This window comes from Jeotgalibacillus campisalis (genome assembly GCF_000829515.1).
In the GTDB taxonomy this organism is placed as follows: Bacteria; Bacillota; Bacilli; order Bacillales; family Jeotgalibacillaceae; genus Jeotgalibacillus; species Jeotgalibacillus campisalis.
On record NZ_JXRR01000017.1, the window covers coordinates 132,221 to 150,051 of the forward strand.

Genomic DNA, 17,831 nt, shown 5'->3' on the forward strand with positions numbered 1-17,831 from the left:
CAGTGAAGTATTTCTAATTGTACTATATTTTCAACCAAAAAAACGGTTTTGACTTTAACAATTCAACCTGCTAAAAGAAATTCGTTAAAAGCTTAGGCAAGAAAATAATAACTCCTGCTGCACCTGCGCCTGCTGCAAAAATGAAAACCGCAGCTGCTGAAGCATCTTTTGCTTTTTTTGCTAGCGGATGGGTGTCAGTTGTAACCAGATCAACAGCTCTCTCGATTGCTGTATTCATTAATTCCATTGCGAGAACTCCTGCGATGGCAAAGAGTATGATCAACCACTCTATTGTAGAAATCTGCAAGTATATACCGGCAAAAATAACTACAGCTGTTGAAAATAAGTGTATTTTAAAATTTTGCTCATGCTTGGCTACATCTTTTACTCCTTCCCAAGCATATAGAAAAGAATGTAATAAGCGTTTTGGGTTCATATTAAGACCTCGCTAAACCATATTCCTCTAATAAGACATTTTGCCTCCGAAACATAACGGCTTCATCGGATTCTTTTATGTGGTCATACCCAAGCAGGTGCAAAAAGCCATGCAAGGCCAGAAACCCCAATTCCCGTGCAAAGGAATGCCCATACTCTTCAGCCTGTTCTTTTGCAACTTGAACCGATATGATAATGTCTCCGAGCATTCTTGGCATTTCTTCTGAAAGAACGGATATTTCCCCTTCCGCTTCATCTTCCATAGCAAATGAGATCACATCAGTAGGCTGGTCTTTTCCTCTGTACATTTTATTTATTTCCTGAATTTTATGATTTGTTACAAAAGTAACGGAACACTCACCGTTTTTAACTTCCTCTTTATCAGCTGCAAAGCGAAGGAGTTCTTCTACTAACTGAATATCTTTGTCATTAAGTGATTTTGTTTCATCAAAAAAATCAATTTGCATGGTCATGCCTGCTTCTTCCTTTCTTGTTTCTTTGTAAATTCAGGGTATTCAATTCTTGAATGAAAGATCCCGTTTAGTGTCTCACAAAAAGATTTTTTAATGATTTCAAGCTCCTTCAGCGTCAGGTCACATTCGTTAAACTGAGCGTCCTGCAATCGATCTTGAATGATGGATTGAACAAGACTTTTAATTTTATCGGAGGTTGGATCCTTCATCGAGCGCACAGCAGCCTCGACACTGTCGGCCACAGAGATCACTGCAGCCTCCCTGGTTTGCGGTTTTGGACCCGGATAACGATAATCCTCTTCACGCACCTCAGCACCTGATTCTTTTGCTTTATAATAAAAATATTTTAAAAGCGTGGTACCATGGTGCTGTTCTGCTATATCAATAAAATCTTTAGGAAGTTTCCATTTCCTTAACATTTCAGCCCCGTCTAATGCATGAGAGATGATGATATCTCTTGAAGCCTCAGGGCTGAGCCGGTCGTGGGGATTTTGAATATTCATCTGATTTTCGATAAAGAAATGAGGCCGTTTTGTTTTTCCTATGTCATGGTAATAACACCCGACCCTTGCGAGTAAACCATTTGCGCCAATTGCCTCGCAGGCAGCCTCTGCGAGATTTGCTACCATAACACTGTGATGATAGGTACCAGGCGCTTCCGTTAAAATCCGTTTTAGCAGCGGATGATTGGGATTTGACAGTTCCACCAGCTTCATTGTCGACAGTATGCCAAATCCCGCCTCAAAAAGCGGCAGTAAACCAATTGTCAGAATTGATGCCAGAATTCCAGACACAACGGCGAAAATAAGATATAGCGTCCAGTCCAGCAGACTGTACTGAGCATTCTCTATTAATGCCATCGACAGCAGAACAAGTAAATTCGCAATCGCTACAAACAAACCGGCGCGAAGCAGATGCGTTCTATGCTTTGTATGAGACAGAAACAGCACGCCTGCAAGACCGCTGAATAAAAAGTAGATGGCAATCTCCACATTTATTGACCCGGTTATACTATCATTAAAAATAATACTCCCACAGGCTGCAAGCAGGATCGTAATGACCAGTGCAAGCCTGGTATTAATCATACTCCTGATCAGCATTGCCGCCATAGCAGCAGGGAATAAATATTGGATCTGAGCGATATCCAGTTCCCCGACCAATTCAGTAACCTTCATTAAACCAAGTGAAAGAAGAAAGATCATACTGACTAATGTTAGATAATTTTGTTTCTTTTCTTCTTCAATACTCCAAGATGAAAACTGGAAATACAATACTAAAAAGATAAGCAGCACAAACAGTATCAGTCCTGCAAAGGGAGCAATGGTATCATCATTAGTCGTTAATCCCAATGCATCAACCTGGCGGTAAATATCTCTGTCAATCAGGTATCCCTCTTGAACAATTACTTGTCCTTCCAGTATTTGTACCGGTTCAACACTTTCTTTGGCTTGCTCTCTTCTTGCTTCTGTTTGCTCTTCATCAAATAAATTATTCTCAACTAATGCAAATCGTCCTAATTCGATTGAAGCTTCTTTTAAATCATCCTGAATGGCCAATCCTGAAAGACGCTCTTCTAGTGAATCTCTGCTCGCAGTCAATTCTGTTTGTTTTATCGGATTGGACATGGTGGATTCAAGCTGGGAAACGAGTATCCCTTTGGTCCGCTCCAATTCACTGTCACTTGAGGACAAAAGCTGTTCAAAAACTGAATCATCGATGGCTGTGGTCACATTTTCTGAAACATCTTCAGACAGCGCTTCCTTTAGGTCTTCCATCATTTCATTCGTTACTGTAACAGTAAAGTCCGGCTCTTGTGCATCATCAGCTGCCGGATTATAGTCCATTGCAAAGTCAAAAATGGAAGAAATTAATGAAGTTCGATTTTCAAGAATTTCAGGCTGGTACGAAAATACCTCTGAGATTTCACTTGCAGCACGTTCCTGTTCAATTTCTGTACGTCTGACATCCACGATCGTTTTTGGTGATCGAATCGTCTCTTCTGCTACAGAAAAAAGACGTATATCATACGTTTCAATGCGGACATGACTGAATAATAATACAAAAGTTAATAATGCCACAATACTCAGCAGAAGCCATTTAAACAATCGATAGCTTAGCAGAGTTCGTATTCTTCTTATCCAATACTCCATATTTCCCACTCCTCTTGACGAGTAAGCTCACCGGCTTTGTTCTATAAATTGAACTTTCTTATGTAAGATAACTTGAGTCCCGTATTCATTTGCTAATTCATGCCATTCTTTATTAAGTATAGCAGAAATATTCCTAATAAAAATGAAAAGTCTGTCCCGCTTTTGAAATAAGCAGGACAGACTTTTTATTTCTCTTCTTTTTGTTCATACGCTCCAATAATTTTTCCGACAAGAGGGTGTCTTACTACATCAGCCTGTTCTAAATAATTAAAAGAAATGCCTTTGACATTTTTTAATATTTTCTGGGCTGCAACTAAGCCCGATTCCATTCCTTTTGGCAGATCCACCTGGCTTTGGTCACCCGTGATGACCATTTTGGATCCGAACCCGAGCCTTGTAAGAAACATCTTCATTTGAGCGCGGGTTGTGTTTTGGGCCTCATCTAAAATAACAAATGCATCATCGAGGGTGCGGCCTCTCATATAAGCAAGAGGGGCAATTTCAATCGTGCCTCTTTCAATGAGCCTTTGAGTATGATCTGCTCCTAATACATCATTTAGAGCATCGTAGAGCGGTCTAAGATATGGATCTACTTTTTCTTTTAAATCTCCAGGAAGAAAGCCAAGACTTTCTCCTGCTTCTACTGCAGGTCTGGTTAATATGATTCTTTGGACATTATTTTTCTTCAAAGCATTTACAGCCATGACAACAGCTAAATAAGTTTTACCCGTTCCAGCAGGGCCAATGCCAAACACCATATCGTTTTTCTTAATTTCAGTCACATACTGCCTCTGCCCCATTGTTTTGGCTCGTATGGACTTTCCTTTGACGCTTTTTGTGATTTCTTCGTCATATATTTCATCGAAATATTCTATCGTACCTCTTAAGGCCATTTGAGTTGCATAGATCACATCGCGTTCACTTACCTGAATTCCCTTTCGAATCACGGACAACAATTGGTTTACCACCTGCTGAGCCTGCTTCGTTTTATCCACTACTCCGGTAATACGTATCGTCTCACCGCGTGAAAGAATGGTAACATCAAGTTCGTTTTCAATCGTTTTTAAATGTGTATCTGACGTGCCAAATAAAGAAACAGCTTCATTTGGATCCTCTAATGGTAAATCGATCGTGATACGTTCATCAGTCATTCGCGTGTCTCCTCGCTAAAAGGTTGTACTTTTGCAATGTCTTCTAAAGCTTGAAAATAGATGATTAACTTTACTTTACCATTGTCATTTTGTTCATGCAAAAATTTCTCCTGCTGAATCTTGCCAGTTCCCCCGATAAGGGATAAAACTTCTTCTTTTGCTACTTTTAAAGCAATCTCTCTGGCAGCTTTCTGGTCTACTTTCGAGATCGTTTTCTCTGTTTCATATATATGAGTTGTTTTCTTCTTAATCGGAAAACGAAATCCTGCAACTTCGATGTCGTCACTTTTTATTTCTTCCACAGCAGAAGTAAACGGAACTTTTGTAAAAGGAATGGAAGGCGTCGTCCAGCCGAACAATTGAAGAGACCATTTTCTTTTTTCGTTGCCTGTTAAGGTTTCTCTAACAAGTTTATCTGGTACCGTTACATTCACTTCATACCATGTTTCCGCCATTACAACTCCCTTTGAAGGGACTGCCTGCTTGTCTTCTTCTCTGCCAACGAGTCCAGTGACAATGAGTTGCCCTTTCTTAACCACACTATTTACATTTTCGACTGCTTGTCCTGATTCAATCTGCATTGATTGTATCGTACCTTTTTTAGATGCCACGATATGGGACGGGGGCAATTTCACCGTTTGAGTGCTTCCTTTCTTTTCTTTCAAATGAACAATCAGCTTGGTTCCTTGCCATTCGAGTCCCATCCATGATAATTGATCAATTTCCTTGTATAGAATAGGAGAAATTTGATTTTCTGTCGGCAGGGACTTTTTAGATTTCCCGGGCGCATACCCCAGCTCTTTCATTGCGATTTCAACTTCCTGTCTTATTTCTGGAGTTGCCCCTTGTACTTCTACCGACCAGAGAAATCTTGTACTTCCCATAACCAGGGCAATTGCAATGACCATCCAAATAATAAAGGAACGAATTTTGAAGGCATGTTCAAGTTCAAATGCAAGTCCTGAGCCTTTTTCAAGCTTTACTTTGCATCCGGTTTTAAATACCGCTTTGCGAATATGAGAAAGTTCATAATGAGAAAGGTAAAAATGAATCTCATCTTCCCCGGATGAAGTAATGGAATGAAGAACAACAGATTGCTGGTAAAGTCTTTGCAAAACCACTGGGTATGCTTTTCCCTTAATGGTAACACCGATCGTTCCAGGTAACGTTGGTTTCATTCGTCTTCTCCACCTTGCTGCCGATTATAAATAATTTCAGAGACGTACCCCTTTATGGTCATTTCATCTGTAAGCATGGATTGAATTTGGAGTGAATCTCCATTGATTTTTAAGAAGCCATCAAAAACTTTAACTACAATGCAGTGGTCTTCAACTTTCAATAAACCTTTATGGTTTTCTATATGCAATAGAAAGGAACCGATCCATGTCACTCTAGGCAGATCAAGCAGTAAATCATCTGGAAGTTGAAGGGTACTGCCAATCCATTGTTTTGTTCGTGTCAGCCACCTTGACATTAAAAAAGCCCCCCTCTCTTTTCATCTATATGAAAAGAAAGGGGGACTCATAACTATTTTAACGAGACTGCCTTTGTGAATGTGTTTTTTTTGATCTTGGCGGTCCTAAAATTTCAGCCATAACGATGCCGTTTACTAAATCATTTTCTTTAAGGCCATTCTTAAGTGAAAGTTCTTCTACTTTGGGAAAAGCCGCCTTTTCTGCTGCTTTTCTTTGCTTACTGCCTCGTACCGGACGACCTTGTTCAATACTGACCGTTAAATCAGCAGCAGGCGTTTCGATTTTTTCAACCCGAGGCTGATTCCGCTGAGGTTTAGCCTGTTCAACATCACTTCTTTGACGCTGATATTCGGAAGCTAACTCTTTTGCTCTGCGATCAAACGCTTCACGAGCATTTTTCACACGGTCTTTTCTGGGCTCACGCTGGACTTCAGCTGCCGTTTGCTGCGGTTCACGCTGCTGTACGGGAGAATTTGACTGCTGGTTAGAAGAAGGCTTTTGCTGTCTTTCCTGCTCTTCTCCTTTTTTCTTTTGATTCCCAATCCAGCTGACAATCCCGGCTAAAATCGCCATTATGATAAGTTCCATGGAGGCATCCTCCCTTCAGGATCTATATGATCTGTTATCTGCTCGCTTCAAGCAAACAGTAGATTATTTTTCCTTTTTATCACCTGAGAGTTTGCCAATGGAATCACGCATATCTGTGTCAGCATCAATATTCTTAATGTTCATGTAGTCCATGACACCAATATTGCCTTCACGCAATGCTTCTGCCATCGCTAATGGAACTTCTGCCTCTGCTTCTACCACTTTTGCTCTCATTTCTTCTACGCGCGCTCTCATTTCCTGTTCCTGGGCAACAGCCATCGCACGACGTTCTTCTGCTTTTGCCTGTGCAATGTTTTTGTCTGCCTCTGCTTGCTCTGTTTGGAGCTCTGCGCCAATATTTTTACCGATATCAACGTCAGCTATATCAATCGACAGAATTTCAAATGCTGTACCTGAATCAAGTCCTTTTCCAAGAACGGTTTGAGAAATAAGATCAGGGTTTTCAAGCACTTTTTTATGGTTATCACTTGAACCAATTGTACTGACAATTCCTTCACCAACACGGGCAACGATGGTATCTTCACCAGCACCACCAACTAATCGTTCTATGTTTGCACGAACCGTAATTCTTGCTTTTGCTTTCACTTCAATCCCGTCCATTGCTACACCTGCAATAAATGGTGTTTCAATTACTTTAGGATTAACACTCATCTGAACAGCCTGAAGTACGTCACGGCCTGCCAGATCAATCGCGGCACAACGTTCAAAGGCAAGCTCAATATTTGCTCGTTGAGCAGCGATAAGAGCGTTAACGACACGGTCTACGTTACCACCAGCAAGGTAATGACTTTCAAGCTGGTTAATCGTAACATCAACACCTGCTTTAGATGCTTTAATCATTGGATTAATGACTCTGTTCGGAATTACTCTTCTTAATCTCATACCGACTAATGTGAAAATACTCACCTTTACTCCAGCTGCAAGAGCTGAAATCCACAGCATTACCGGCACAAATGTAAATAGTACACTAAGTGCAATAACAACTGCGATAATAATTACAACTAACATAATAGCTTCTGTTCCCATTTACTTATCCACTCCTTTTATTCTGCTTCCCGGACAACAATCCGCGAGCCTTCCACTTTTACTACCTTAACTTCCTTGTCTTTGTTAATGTAGCCGCCTTCAGTCACTGCATCAATGCGTTCATCTTCTATAACGATCGTCCCTGAAGGACGAAGTGGAGTTCTTGTTACACCTGTTTTACCGATCAATTCTAAACGATTCACATTTGAAACATATCCGCTTTCAGTGTTTGTAGAATCATTCAAGATAATCCGTTTTAAAACATGGAGATTTTTACCGAGAAATTTCACCATAATCACCATCCCGATTACAGCCACAAGCAACGCAATGGATAAGGCTATGCCCATATACACAATGCTGTCGCCTGATAGCAAGATACTTGCAACGATTGCAGTTAATCCAAGTATACCCAGTATACCACCCGGGACGAAAAACTCAGCTATTATTAAAGCAATACCAATTAAGAACAGTATCAGCACCTCAAAGCCTGCCAACCCTGCTACTAAGTGACCAAAGAAAAACATCATCATCGCACTCAACCCCATAATCCCTGCTACACCAAAGCCAGGAGAATATAATTCAACAATCAATCCAATGCTCGCAATGGAGAGAAGAATGGGAACAATGATAGGATTCGTAATAAAGCGTGCAACATTTTCCAGAAAACTTGGTTCTATACTTCGAATTTCAGCATTTTCAAGTCCAATTTCCGAAAGTACACCTTCAAGGTCTCCAACAGTAGCATTAGAATAACCCGCCTCTTCCGCCTGACTGTCAGTTAATGTAAGAAGCTTTCCCGCTGGAGCATTGTATTTTGGTAAATCGATGCTTTCATCCACCATCGCCTGGGCAATTTCAACATCACGTCCTGCTGATTCTGCCGCATTTGTCATCGCAGAAAACCATGAACTTCTCGCTTTTTCATCTGCCATATTACCAGCAGCATCAATAACAGCTGCTGCCCCCATTTTTCCATCAGGGGTCATATAAATTTCCTCGGCATACAGGGCAATAAAAGCGCCTGCAGATATTGCATTATCATTAACAAATGCTACCGTTCTCAAATCTGTATCACGAAAGGTTTTTCCAATTTCCTCAGCAGCGTTGACTGCCCCGCCTGGTGTATTTATATCAAAAATTATGGCATCTGCATCCGCTTCTTCTGCTTCATTAATTGCCCGTTCCAGAAAGGAGGCCAGCCCCCGTTCCACTTCTTTTTCAAGCGGTACAACATATACAACTTCATCTGCTGCCTGAGCTGAATGAAAGGGTAAGACAAGAGAAAAAAGGAATGCAATGGCTAAAAAAATGACAGTTCCTTTACGAATCATTTTTATCCTCCTTCCTTAAATGGAATAACGCTTATCATATTTACGTATGAAATTCAAAAAAGTTTCAAAAAAAATATAAAAAAAATAACCCCCTTACATTGTGCACTAACAGTTGGAAAATAATCAAGCCGTGATGTTTTTCCATCACGGCTTGTCATTTAAACTGAAAACACAAATTGGCGGTCAGTTTCTTTTATGATAAGTGCTTTAGAACAAGAGCGTTCACTCTTCCTCCATCAGCCTTGCCTTTAACTTTCGGCATAATTGCACTCATAACCTTGCCCATTTCAGCTTTTGAAGTGGCACTTTCCTCTTTGATTGTTTCGAGAACAACAGATTCAAGTTCTTCTTCTGTGAGCTGCTGCGGCATATAGGTTTCAATTAACGCAATTTCGGATTCAAGTTTTTCAGCAAGATCCTCTCGGCCTGCTGATTTAAACTCTTTGTATGAGTCTTTCCGCTGCTTTAATTCACGAGCAAGAACTGTTAACGCTTCGTCATCGCTCAGTTCCTGCCGTCCGAGTTTATATCCCTCGTTCTGCATTGCGGCTTTGACCATTCGAATAACGGAAAGATTATCTCTTTCTTTGTTTTTCATCGCTATTTTCATGTCTTGATTCAGACGCTCAAGAAGACTCAATACTGGCACCCTCTATTCTTAATTAGAACTTACGCTTTCTTGCTGCTTCAGACTTTTTCTTACGCTTCACGCTAGGCTTTTCATAGAATTCACGCTTTCTGAACTCTTGTAAAGTACCAGCCTTTGATGTAGTCTTTTTGAAGCGGCGAAGAGCATCTTCAAGCGATTCGTTTTTGCGAACAACTGTTCTTGACATCTCTCTTTCCCTCCCTCCGAACACACTACACTTACAAGTTCAAGCAAAGAGAACAACAAAAGCTATCCTTCATTGCATGCAGTAAGATAGGGATACTTACTGACATTCATGGATAATATCCCATGTACTTAACTAGTATAATATAATGATTTGTATCGGTCAACCATATTTAATACAAAACAGCGGTCAGATAAAAATAAATATCAATCTCATTAAATTAAAGATGAAGAGGACGGACCAAAACGGAATGATAAAAGTATATTTGAGAAGGAATCCGTTTCGTGCAAGTTTTCTCAACATAATCTTATGCGGGACGTGATAAGCTCATTGCCATCGCTCGTTCACTGTCTCATTCCATTGACTGTATAGCGTAGCTATCGAGAGTTCCCCGCTTTACACACTAAAATAAAGTTAAAAATCTGCATAAAAAAAAGAATGGCCTGGTGAATTCCTTTCCACCAGGCCGTTCTTTTATGCTTTAGATTTAGTTCTGCAGGATCTGACGTAATTAATAGTCGCTGTCTGCTGTTAGTCCTTGAAGAATTTTAACACCGGAGCTTGCACCAATTCGTGTAGCACCTGCTTCAATCATATTAGCAGCATCCTCAGTAGAGCGAACCCCTCCGGAAGCTTTTACTCCAATATCAGGCCCTACAGTTTTTCTCATCAATTGAATATCTTCAATTGTTGCACCGCCGGTTGAAAATCCTGTAGAAGTTTTAACAAAATCTGCTCCCGCTTTAACCGCAAGCTCACAAGCACGAACTTTCTCTTCATCAGTCAGCAATGAAGTCTCAATAATAACTTTCGTTAATGCTTTGCCTTTTGCAGCAGCTACGACCGCTTGAATATCCTGTTGCACCAATTCGTATTGACCGCTTTTCAACGCTCCGATATTGATGACCATATCAACTTCAGCAGCCCCGTCTTCAATTGCCTGCTTTGTTTCAAATGCTTTGGTTTCAGTGGCAGAAGCGCCGAGCGGAAAACCAATGACGGTACATACTTTAACATCTGTTTTATGCAGAATTTCATTTGATAAACGAACCCAGGCAGGGTTTACACACACTGACATAAATCCATATTCACTTGCTTCTTCACATAAAACAGTAATTTGCTCTTTTGTTGCCTCTGGTTTAAGCAGGGTATGATCAATCATTTTTGCAATATTCATTGTTAAAATCAGTCTCCTTTGATTAGATGTACGTACCTATTATACCATCTGCCTGATCAATAAGCTATAATGGTAATGATTGGAACAAAAAGATGTTTCCGATTGAAATGCCATTGAATTATAAAAAAGAATGCCTCCATGAAAAACTTTTTCATGAAAAGACATTCATAATCCAGCAGTTACAAACGTGTCTTGACTGCACAAATTAAGTTCAATCCTGATTTCAAAGGCTAATTTATAAGAGAAGGAACAGGTTCCATTACCCGCACAAATTCACCTTTATTGTATGGATAGCCCGCTTCACTGATTTTAACCTTGACCAGTTTGCCGACCATCTCTTCATTTGCAGGAAAAATAACTTTAAGATAGTTGTCAGTATAGCCTACGTAGAGTTTGCCGGAAGCATCCTCTTTAAATTTTTCTTCAGGAATTACTTCAAGAATTTCATTTTCAAAATGGGATGCATATTCTTTTGCAAGCTGGTTGGACAGCTCAATTAACCGGTGAACACGTTCATTTTTTGTTTCCTCTTCAACTTGGTCATCCATTCTGGCCGCGGGTGTCCCGGTGCGTTTAGAATATGGAAACACATGAAGTTCTGAAAATTTCTGATCATTTATAAAGTTGAACGTCTCCATAAACTCTTCTTCTGTTTCTCCAGGGAAACCGACGATCACATCAGATGTTACAGCGAGACCAGGCAATGCTTTTTTTAGCTTTTCCAGTCGTTCTGCAAAAAACTCCATCGTATATTTTCGCCGCATTCTCTTCAGCACCGTATTGGATCCGGACTGGAGCGGAATATGAAGATGACGGACGACCATATTTGACCGGTCAATGACATCAATCACTTCATCTGTCAGCTGACTTGCTTCGATCGACGATATTCTGATTCTTTTAAGTCCTTTAACCTCTTTTTCAAGATCCGTTAAAAGCATTGCCAGATTGTAGTCTTTCATGTCCTCTCCATAGCCGCCTGTATGAATGCCGGTAAGAACAATTTCTTTATAGCCTGCATCCACCAGCTGCTGTGCCTGGTGAAGAACTTCTTTAGGATCTCTTGAACGCATGAGACCGCGCGCCCATGGGATGATACAAAATGTACAGAAATTATTGCAGCCTTCCTGAATTTTCAGGGAAGCACGTGTGCGGTCTGTAAAAGCGGGTACATCCAGCTCTTCATACACACGATTTTTCATGATATTTGTTACACCGTTAATTGGTGTCCGTTCGTTTTTGTATTGCTCAATATAATCGATCATTTTTGTACGGTCCTGTGTACCAACTACCACATCCACACCGGGGATTGCCATAATTTCAGCTGGTGAAGTCTGTGCATAACAGCCCGTTACACAAATGACGGCATCCGGATTTTTTCTGATTGCTCTTCTGATCACCTGACGGCTTTTTTTATCTCCTGTATTCGTTACAGTACATGTATTGATTACATAGACATCTGAGGAATGATCATATTCCACACGTTCATATCCATTGGATTTAAATAGCTGCCAGATGGCTTCTGTTTCATAATGATTTACTTTGCATCCAAGTGTATGAAATGCAACTGTAGCCATTCTTTCACCTCATTAACTCAAATTGATACGAGATCGCTGCCAGCGCATATAGCGGAGCCGTCTCGCTTCTTAAAATTCTTGGTCCAAAACCGCAAGCGACAGCTCCATTTTCTACAAGCTGGGTCACTTCCTGCTCGGAGAGTCCGCCTTCAGGACCCACAACCACTAATATAGACTGACCGCAAGAAGCGGCAGCTAATGCATCTGAAAATGAAGAAACATTTCCTTGCTTCGCCTGTTCCTCATAAGCAACTATTATGGTATCAAATGATTCTGCCCCTTTTATCAACTCTTTAAAGGAAACCGGTTGATGAACCTCAGGCAGATGAAGTCGATGAGATTGCTCAGCTGCTTCTTTAGAAATTTTGTTCCATCGCTCTACTTTTTTTGATCCTTTTTTTTCATCCCACTTTACAATTGAACGTGAAGCTTTAAAAGGAATAAATGAATGGGCGCCAAGCTCTGTTGATTTTTGTATGACCAGTTCAAACTTATCTCCTTTTGGCAGACCATGTGCGATCGTTACATCAACGGGAAGTTCGGGTGACTGCTGAAGAAAGCTTGATACAGCGCAGAGCACATCTGTTTTATCCAGCTCAACAATTGTGCACTCTGCGGCTGTTTTATTTTTAAATACAGCAATAAACATGCTGCCAGGCTGCATCCTCATAACGTTAGTCATATGATGAGCATCCTCACCCGTTATAGAAAATGACTTGTTTTCATCTGGAAGACCCTGTACAAAATATCTTTGCATAATCAGCTGCCACGCAGACTTTCTGAAGGTTTTTTGGCAATAATGGCTACCCAATCCTCCATTGTCACCACTTCCTCGATGCTGAAGCCTGATTCAGTTAGTTTGTCTTTTACCAGCTGTTTTTTTGCTTGAATAATGCCAGACGTAATAAATGTACCACCGGGCTCTACAAGTTTAAATGCGTCGTCGGCAAACAAAAGGATTACTTCCGCTAGTATGTTCGCAACAATAACTTCAGCTTTTTCTGTTTGCTCATTTAACAAGTTCCCTTGCGACACCGTAATTTTTTCTGCTACATTATTTAACTCTATATTCTGTCTGGCAGCAGTCACAGCTACGTCATCTAAGTCGAGTGCCCGAATATGACTTGCTTCAAGGAGTGCTGCAGCAATGGACAGGACTCCGGAGCCTGTTCCTACATCAATTACTCGATCTCCTTTTTTAACTGTACGCTCAAGTGCCTGAATACACATGACAGTTGTCGGGTGAGTCCCGGTGCCAAAAGCCATACCCGGGTCAAGCTCGATTATTAACTCATCACTTGAAACAGGCTCATAGTCCTCCCAGGTGGGTACGATTGTAAAAGTGGACGAAATTTTGACCGGATTATAATACTTTTTCCAGGCAGTTGCCCACTCTTCCTCATTCACTTCGCTGATCTCAACTTTATTTTCTCCAATATCAATATCGAAGGCAACTAAGTTGCTAACTGCTGTTTTGATTCCATCAACCGTTTCTGCCAGAAAACTGTTGACAGATAGGTAAGCTTTAACAAGTACGCCTGTGTCGGGGTAATCTTCAGGATCGAGTTGGTAGATCTCACCGAATTTGTCTATTCGTTCTTTCGTAAGTTCTCTCGGATCTTCTATCACTACTCCGCTCGCACCAGCTTCGTGTAAAATATTCGAAATTGGCTCTATCGCTTCGTTTGTTGTATGGATGCTTATTTCAGACCATCTCATTCTACCAACTCCATTCCCAGTTTACTCACCCTTGAATGCGCGCTTTACTTTATCAAAAAATCCGTCATGCTGTTCGTCGGGAACATCACCGCTGATATCTGCAAATTCTCTCAAAAGATCTTTTTGTTTGTCTGTTAATTTTTTTGGTGTGATTACTTTCACACGAATATGCTGATCACCGGTTCCATAACCATGAACATTTTTCACGCCTTTACCTTTTAGCCTGAAAGCTGTACCTGACTGAGTGCCGGCTGGAAGTTTCCATTTTACTTTACCATGAATGGTCGGTACTTCAAGTTCATCTCCAAGAGCCGCTTGAGCAAATGTAATTGGCATGTCTAGATAAATATCATCGCCTTCACGCTCAAATATTTCATGTGCCTTTACTCTGAACACGACATATAGATCTCCTGCAGGACCGCCGTTTACACCCGGTTCACCTTGTCCGCTTACTCTCATTTGCTGACCGTCGTCTACGCCGGCAGGGATTTTAACGTGAATTTTTTTGCGTTTCTGCACTTTTCCGGATCCGCTACAAGTCGAGCATTTGTCTTTAACAAGCTTCCCAGAGCCCTCACAATAATGACAAACTCTGCGGTTCACAATTCTTCCGAAAGGTGTCTGCTGTTCAACGTTCAGCTGGCCAGCTCCCTTACAGTGATGGCATGTTTCAGGTTTGGTACCAGGTTTTGCCCCGCTGCCATCACACGTTTCACATGTTTCTTCCCGTGGGATTTCAATATCCGTTTCTTTTCCAAAAACGGCATCGTTAAAGGTAATAGTCATTGTATATTGCAGATCATTTCCTTGTCTTGGAGCATTTGGATCACGCTGTCTTCCGCCGCCGCCAAAAAATGAACTGAAAATATCTTCGAATCCGCCAAAGCCTTCAAAACCTGCTCCGCCGCCGCCAAAACCTTGATTTGGATCTGTATGACCAAACTGGTCGTAGTGAGCTCGCTTCTGATCGTCGCTCAGGTTTTCATATGCCGTTTTAATTTCCTTAAACTTATCTCCTGCATCCGCATCTTTATTAATGTCCGGATGATATTTCTTTGATAAGCGTCTGTACGCTTTTTTAATTTCTTCTTTCGAAGCACTTTCTGAAACTCCTAGCACCTCATAAAAATCTCGCTTACTCATCATCTACACACTCCCGAGTCCTTTTACATGAAGGTTATTTTATCATTACTCTGCTCTTCTGTACAATGGCTTCTCTATAAGTATTAATTTTGAAAAGTCCATTTATTGATTTACTTCTTGATTTACTTCAAGAAAAAAGCCAAAGCCATGCAAACAGCGGCTTTGACTTTTCTCCTATACTAACTATAAATTATTTTTTATCTTCATCTACTTCTTCAAAATCTGCATCCACAACATCGTCATCTTTAGACTCTGCTTCTCCGCCTGCAGCCTGTTGCTCTGCTTCAGCTTTTTTTGCAGCTTCTTCATACATTTTCATTGTCAGCGCCTGAATAATTTCCTGAAGCGCTTCTTTTTTAGTTTTAATTTCTTCGTACTCATTTTTCTCAATCGCTTCTTTCAACTCGTCGCGAGCTGATTCAGCTTTTTTCTTTTCGTCCTCATCAACATTTTCACCAAGATCAGCAAGTGTTTTGTCTGTTTGGAATACCAGTTGATCCGCTTCGTTTCGTACTTCCGCTTCCTCTTTGCGAGCCTTATCAGCGTCTGCATTTTCTTCAGCTTCTTGTACCATACGTTCGATCTCATCATCTGATAACCCGGTTGACGATTTGATTGTGATGGTTTGTTCTTTTCCAGTACCAAGATCTTTGGCACTTACGTTAACAATACCATTTTTATCAATGTCAAATGTTACTTCAATTTGAGGTACGCCGCGTGGTGCTGGAGGAATGTCCCCAAGCTGGAAGCGTCCCAGTGTTTTATTGTCAGCTGCCATAGGACGTTCACCTTGCAGCACATGTATATCTACAGCATTTTGGTTGTCAGCTGCTGTTGAGAACGTTTGTGATTTTGAAGTCGGAATCGTTGTATTCCGTTCAATTAGCTTCGTTGAAACGCCGCCCATTGTTTCAATTCCAAGCGAAAGTGGTGTTACATCCAGAAGAACAACATCTTTTACATCTCCTGTAAGAACTCCGCCTTGAATGGCAGCACCCATTGCGACAACTTCATCAGGATTAACGCCTTGAGAAGGTTCTTTTCCTGTTTCTTTGCGAATTGCTTCCTGAACCGCAGGGATACGCGTTGAACCACCAACAAGAATAACTTTGTCGATTTCAGAAGAAGATAATCCGGCGTCTTTAATTGCCTGACGTGTAGGCCCCATTGTACGTTCTACTAGTTTTGATGAAAGTTCATCAAATTTAGCACGTGATAAAGTCAGTTCCAGGTGAAGGGGTCCTGCATCTCCTGCAGTAATAAATGGCAGTGAGATTTGAGTAGATGTAACACCTGAAAGGTCTTTTTTCGCTTTTTCAGCTGCATCCTTCAAACGTTGAAGAGCCATTTTATCTTTAGAAAGATCAATGCCATTATCTTTCTTGAATTCTGCAACTAAATGATCGATGATGACCTGGTCAAAGTCATCTCCTCCAAGACGGTTGTCACCTGCTGTTGAACGAACTTCAAATACACCATCGCCAAGCTCAAGCAAGGATACATCAAATGTACCGCCGCCAAGGTCATAAACAAGGATTGTTTGATCCTGATCCATTTTATCAAGCCCGTAAGCAAGTGCAGCAGCTGTCGGCTCGTTGATAATACGCTCAACTTCAAGACCGGCAATTTTCCCGGCATCTTTAGTAGCTTGTCGCTCTGCATCATTGAAGTAAGCAGGAACAGTAATAACTGCTTTTGTTACTTCTTCTCCAAGATAGCTTTCAGCGTAAGATTTCATGTACTGAAGAATCATAGCTGAAATTTCCTGAGGAGAATATTCTCTGCCTTCAACTTCAACTTTATGATTAGTACCCATATGTCTTTTAATTGACATAATTGTGTTTGGATTTGTAATAGCCTGACGCTTGGCTACTTCCCCAACCTGCTTTTCACCGTTTTTAAACGCAACTACAGAAGGTGATGTGCGGTTGCCTTCCGGATTAGCAATTACTTTTGGCTCTCCGCCTTCTAAAATAGAGACACAAGAGTTTGTTGTACCTAAGTCAATTCCAATAATTTTACTCATAATGTAAACTACCTCCTAATCAGTATGTAACGAATTTATTCGTTTACTTTAACCATCGATGGACGGATCACACGATCTTTCAACCGGTATCCTTTTTGAAACTCTTCCACTACAGTATTTGACTCTACTCCTTCTTCAGAAACCTGCATAACAGCTTGGTGAAGGTTCGGGTCAAACGGCTGTCCAACTGCTTCAATAACTTCAAGTCCCTCTGTTTTTAACGCTTGAAGCAAACTTGAATGAACCATTTGCATTCCTTTAAGCAAAGAACCGGTAGAATCATCGGATGAATCTATAGTAAGCGCCCGTTCAAAATTATCAAGAGCAGGTAAAATATCTGTGATCAAACTTTGCGCACGATATTTTTCCTTAGCCTCTCCTTCTTTCTGAATACGACGGCGATAATTGTCAAAATCAGCACGCAAACGTAAATAGCGGTTTTCTGCTTCTTCAGCCATAGCTTTATAATCTTTTTCGACTTCGGCATTTTCGCCTTCAATTACTTCATCTGAAGAAATTTCATTTTCAATCGTTTCTTCGGCTTCAGTTGTCTGCGTTTCCGCTTGCTCGCGATCTTTTGTCTGTTCGTTCTCTGACATTTGTTTCACCTCCTTGAAATAAATCATCCTGCTTATTAACCAAACAACCTTTTCCCTGTTTTCTCAGGTTTAAACGTCAGCAGATAAGTCAGAGCAAAAAATCTGCTTCT

At 40.9% G+C, this 17,831-nt stretch carries 18 protein-coding genes; all 18 read right to left on the reverse strand.

Annotated features, from left to right (window positions below; translation table 11 throughout):
- Positions 1–70: 70 nt before the first annotated feature.
- Entirely contained in the window at positions 71–436 is a 366-nt protein-coding gene (locus KR50_RS12985; RefSeq protein WP_041059419.1) for a diacylglycerol kinase family protein, read from the reverse strand.
- Between the two features lies 1 nt (position 437).
- Positions 438–908 carry an rRNA maturation RNase YbeY gene (ybeY, locus tag KR50_RS12990; protein ID WP_041059420.1) on the reverse strand — a complete coding sequence of 157 codons (471 nt, stop codon included), beginning with the start codon at positions 906–908 and terminating at the stop codon, positions 438–440.
- Entirely contained in the window at positions 905–3,058 is a 2,154-nt protein-coding gene (locus tag KR50_RS12995) for an HD family phosphohydrolase (protein ID WP_041059421.1), read from the reverse strand. Before KR50_RS12995 ends, ybeY begins: the two co-directional genes overlap by 4 nt.
- A 185-nt stretch (positions 3,059–3,243) precedes the next feature.
- Positions 3,244–4,209 (reverse strand): PhoH family protein, encoded by a 966-nt coding sequence (locus KR50_RS13000; protein WP_041059424.1) that lies wholly within the window; start codon positions 4,207–4,209, stop codon positions 3,244–3,246.
- Positions 4,206–5,387: a sporulation protein YqfD gene (locus tag KR50_RS13005; RefSeq protein WP_041059427.1), complete on the reverse strand. Its 1,182-nt coding sequence runs from the start codon at positions 5,385–5,387 to the stop codon at positions 4,206–4,208. The genes KR50_RS13000 and KR50_RS13005 overlap by 4 nt, the downstream gene beginning before the upstream one ends.
- A complete protein-coding gene (locus KR50_RS13010; RefSeq protein WP_041059430.1) occupies positions 5,384–5,683 on the reverse strand; it encodes a YabP/YqfC family sporulation protein in 300 nt (99 codons plus the stop codon). Before KR50_RS13010 ends, KR50_RS13005 begins: the two co-directional genes overlap by 4 nt.
- Before the next feature lie 58 nt (positions 5,684–5,741).
- A complete protein-coding gene (locus KR50_RS13015; RefSeq protein ID WP_041059433.1) occupies positions 5,742–6,272 on the reverse strand; it encodes a hypothetical protein in 531 nt (176 codons plus the stop codon).
- 63 nt (positions 6,273–6,335) lie between these two features.
- Entirely contained in the window at positions 6,336–7,319 is a 984-nt protein-coding gene (gene floA, locus KR50_RS13020) for a flotillin-like protein FloA (protein ID WP_041059438.1), read from the reverse strand.
- Positions 7,320–7,336: 17 nt separating this feature from the next.
- Positions 7,337–8,650 (reverse strand): NfeD family protein, encoded by a 1,314-nt coding sequence (locus KR50_RS13025; protein WP_156969526.1) that lies wholly within the window; start codon positions 8,648–8,650, stop codon positions 7,337–7,339.
- Positions 8,651–8,843: 193 nt separating this feature from the next.
- Positions 8,844–9,290: a GatB/YqeY domain-containing protein gene (locus KR50_RS13030; protein WP_041059443.1), complete on the reverse strand. Its 447-nt coding sequence runs from the start codon at positions 9,288–9,290 to the stop codon at positions 8,844–8,846.
- 22 nt (positions 9,291–9,312) lie between these two features.
- Positions 9,313–9,486, reverse strand: coding sequence for a 30S ribosomal protein S21 (rpsU, locus tag KR50_RS13035; protein WP_041059446.1), 174 nt, complete (start codon positions 9,484–9,486; stop codon positions 9,313–9,315).
- 508 nt (positions 9,487–9,994) lie between these two features.
- Positions 9,995–10,660: a deoxyribose-phosphate aldolase gene (gene deoC / locus KR50_RS13040; protein WP_041059449.1), complete on the reverse strand. Its 666-nt coding sequence runs from the start codon at positions 10,658–10,660 to the stop codon at positions 9,995–9,997.
- Between the two features lie 230 nt (positions 10,661–10,890).
- Entirely contained in the window at positions 10,891–12,234 is a 1,344-nt protein-coding gene (gene mtaB / locus KR50_RS13045) for a tRNA (N(6)-L-threonylcarbamoyladenosine(37)-C(2))-methylthiotransferase MtaB (protein WP_041059450.1), read from the reverse strand.
- Positions 12,235–12,238: 4 nt separating this feature from the next.
- Entirely contained in the window at positions 12,239–12,991 is a 753-nt protein-coding gene (locus tag KR50_RS13050; protein ID WP_041059451.1) for a 16S rRNA (uracil(1498)-N(3))-methyltransferase, read from the reverse strand.
- Positions 12,992–12,993: 2 nt separating this feature from the next.
- Entirely contained in the window at positions 12,994–13,953 is a 960-nt protein-coding gene (gene prmA, locus KR50_RS13055) for a 50S ribosomal protein L11 methyltransferase (protein WP_041059452.1), read from the reverse strand.
- Positions 13,954–13,974: 21 nt separating this feature from the next.
- Positions 13,975–15,096 (reverse strand): molecular chaperone DnaJ, encoded by a 1,122-nt coding sequence (dnaJ, locus tag KR50_RS13060; protein WP_041060321.1) that lies wholly within the window; start codon positions 15,094–15,096, stop codon positions 13,975–13,977.
- A gap of 190 nt (positions 15,097–15,286) precedes the next feature.
- The gene (dnaK, locus tag KR50_RS13065) at positions 15,287–17,122 is read right to left on the reverse strand and encodes a molecular chaperone DnaK (protein ID WP_041059456.1); all 1,836 of its coding nucleotides are present in this window, start codon (positions 17,120–17,122) and stop codon (positions 15,287–15,289) included.
- A 35-nt stretch (positions 17,123–17,157) separates the two neighbouring features.
- Positions 17,158–17,721, reverse strand: coding sequence for a nucleotide exchange factor GrpE (gene grpE, locus KR50_RS13070; RefSeq protein WP_041059458.1), 564 nt, complete (start codon positions 17,719–17,721; stop codon positions 17,158–17,160).
- Positions 17,722–17,831 lie beyond the last annotated feature (110 nt).

What these genes read in the sequence shown, in the direction of transcription:
- KR50_RS13025 (WP_156969526.1), bottom strand. Translation starts at nt 8,650, where the DNA reads ATGATTCGTAAAGGAACTGTCATTTTTTTAGCCATTGCATTCCTTTTT.
- rpsU (WP_041059446.1), bottom strand. Translation starts at nt 9,486, where the DNA reads ATGTCAAGAACAGTTGTTCGCAAAAACGAATCGCTTGAAGATGCTCTT.
- KR50_RS13005 (WP_041059427.1), bottom strand. Translation starts at nt 5,387, where the DNA reads ATGAAACCAACGTTACCTGGAACGATCGGTGTTACCATTAAGGGAAAA.
- prmA (WP_041059452.1), bottom strand. Translation starts at nt 13,953, where the DNA reads ATGAGATGGTCTGAAATAAGCATCCATACAACAAACGAAGCGATAGAG.
- floA (WP_041059438.1), bottom strand. Translation starts at nt 7,319, where the DNA reads ATGGGAACAGAAGCTATTATGTTAGTTGTAATTATTATCGCAGTTGTT.
- KR50_RS13015 (WP_041059433.1), bottom strand. Translation starts at nt 6,272, where the DNA reads ATGGAACTTATCATAATGGCGATTTTAGCCGGGATTGTCAGCTGGATT.
- KR50_RS13010 (WP_041059430.1), bottom strand. Translation starts at nt 5,683, where the DNA reads ATGTCAAGGTGGCTGACACGAACAAAACAATGGATTGGCAGTACCCTT.
- deoC (WP_041059449.1), bottom strand. Translation starts at nt 10,660, where the DNA reads ATGAATATTGCAAAAATGATTGATCATACCCTGCTTAAACCAGAGGCA.
- mtaB (WP_041059450.1), bottom strand. Translation starts at nt 12,234, where the DNA reads ATGGCTACAGTTGCATTTCATACACTTGGATGCAAAGTAAATCATTAT.
- KR50_RS13050 (WP_041059451.1), bottom strand. Translation starts at nt 12,991, where the DNA reads ATGCAAAGATATTTTGTACAGGGTCTTCCAGATGAAAACAAGTCATTT.
- dnaK (WP_041059456.1), bottom strand. Translation starts at nt 17,122, where the DNA reads ATGAGTAAAATTATTGGAATTGACTTAGGTACAACAAACTCTTGTGTC.
- KR50_RS13000 (WP_041059424.1), bottom strand. Translation starts at nt 4,209, where the DNA reads ATGACTGATGAACGTATCACGATCGATTTACCATTAGAGGATCCAAAT.
- KR50_RS12995 (WP_041059421.1), bottom strand. Translation starts at nt 3,058, where the DNA reads ATGGAGTATTGGATAAGAAGAATACGAACTCTGCTAAGCTATCGATTG.
- dnaJ (WP_041060321.1), bottom strand. Translation starts at nt 15,096, where the DNA reads ATGAGTAAGCGAGATTTTTATGAGGTGCTAGGAGTTTCAGAAAGTGCT.
- ybeY (WP_041059420.1), bottom strand. Translation starts at nt 908, where the DNA reads ATGACCATGCAAATTGATTTTTTTGATGAAACAAAATCACTTAATGAC.
- KR50_RS12985 (WP_041059419.1), bottom strand. Translation starts at nt 436, where the DNA reads ATGAACCCAAAACGCTTATTACATTCTTTTCTATATGCTTGGGAAGGA.
- grpE (WP_041059458.1), bottom strand. Translation starts at nt 17,721, where the DNA reads ATGTCAGAGAACGAACAGACAAAAGATCGCGAGCAAGCGGAAACGCAG.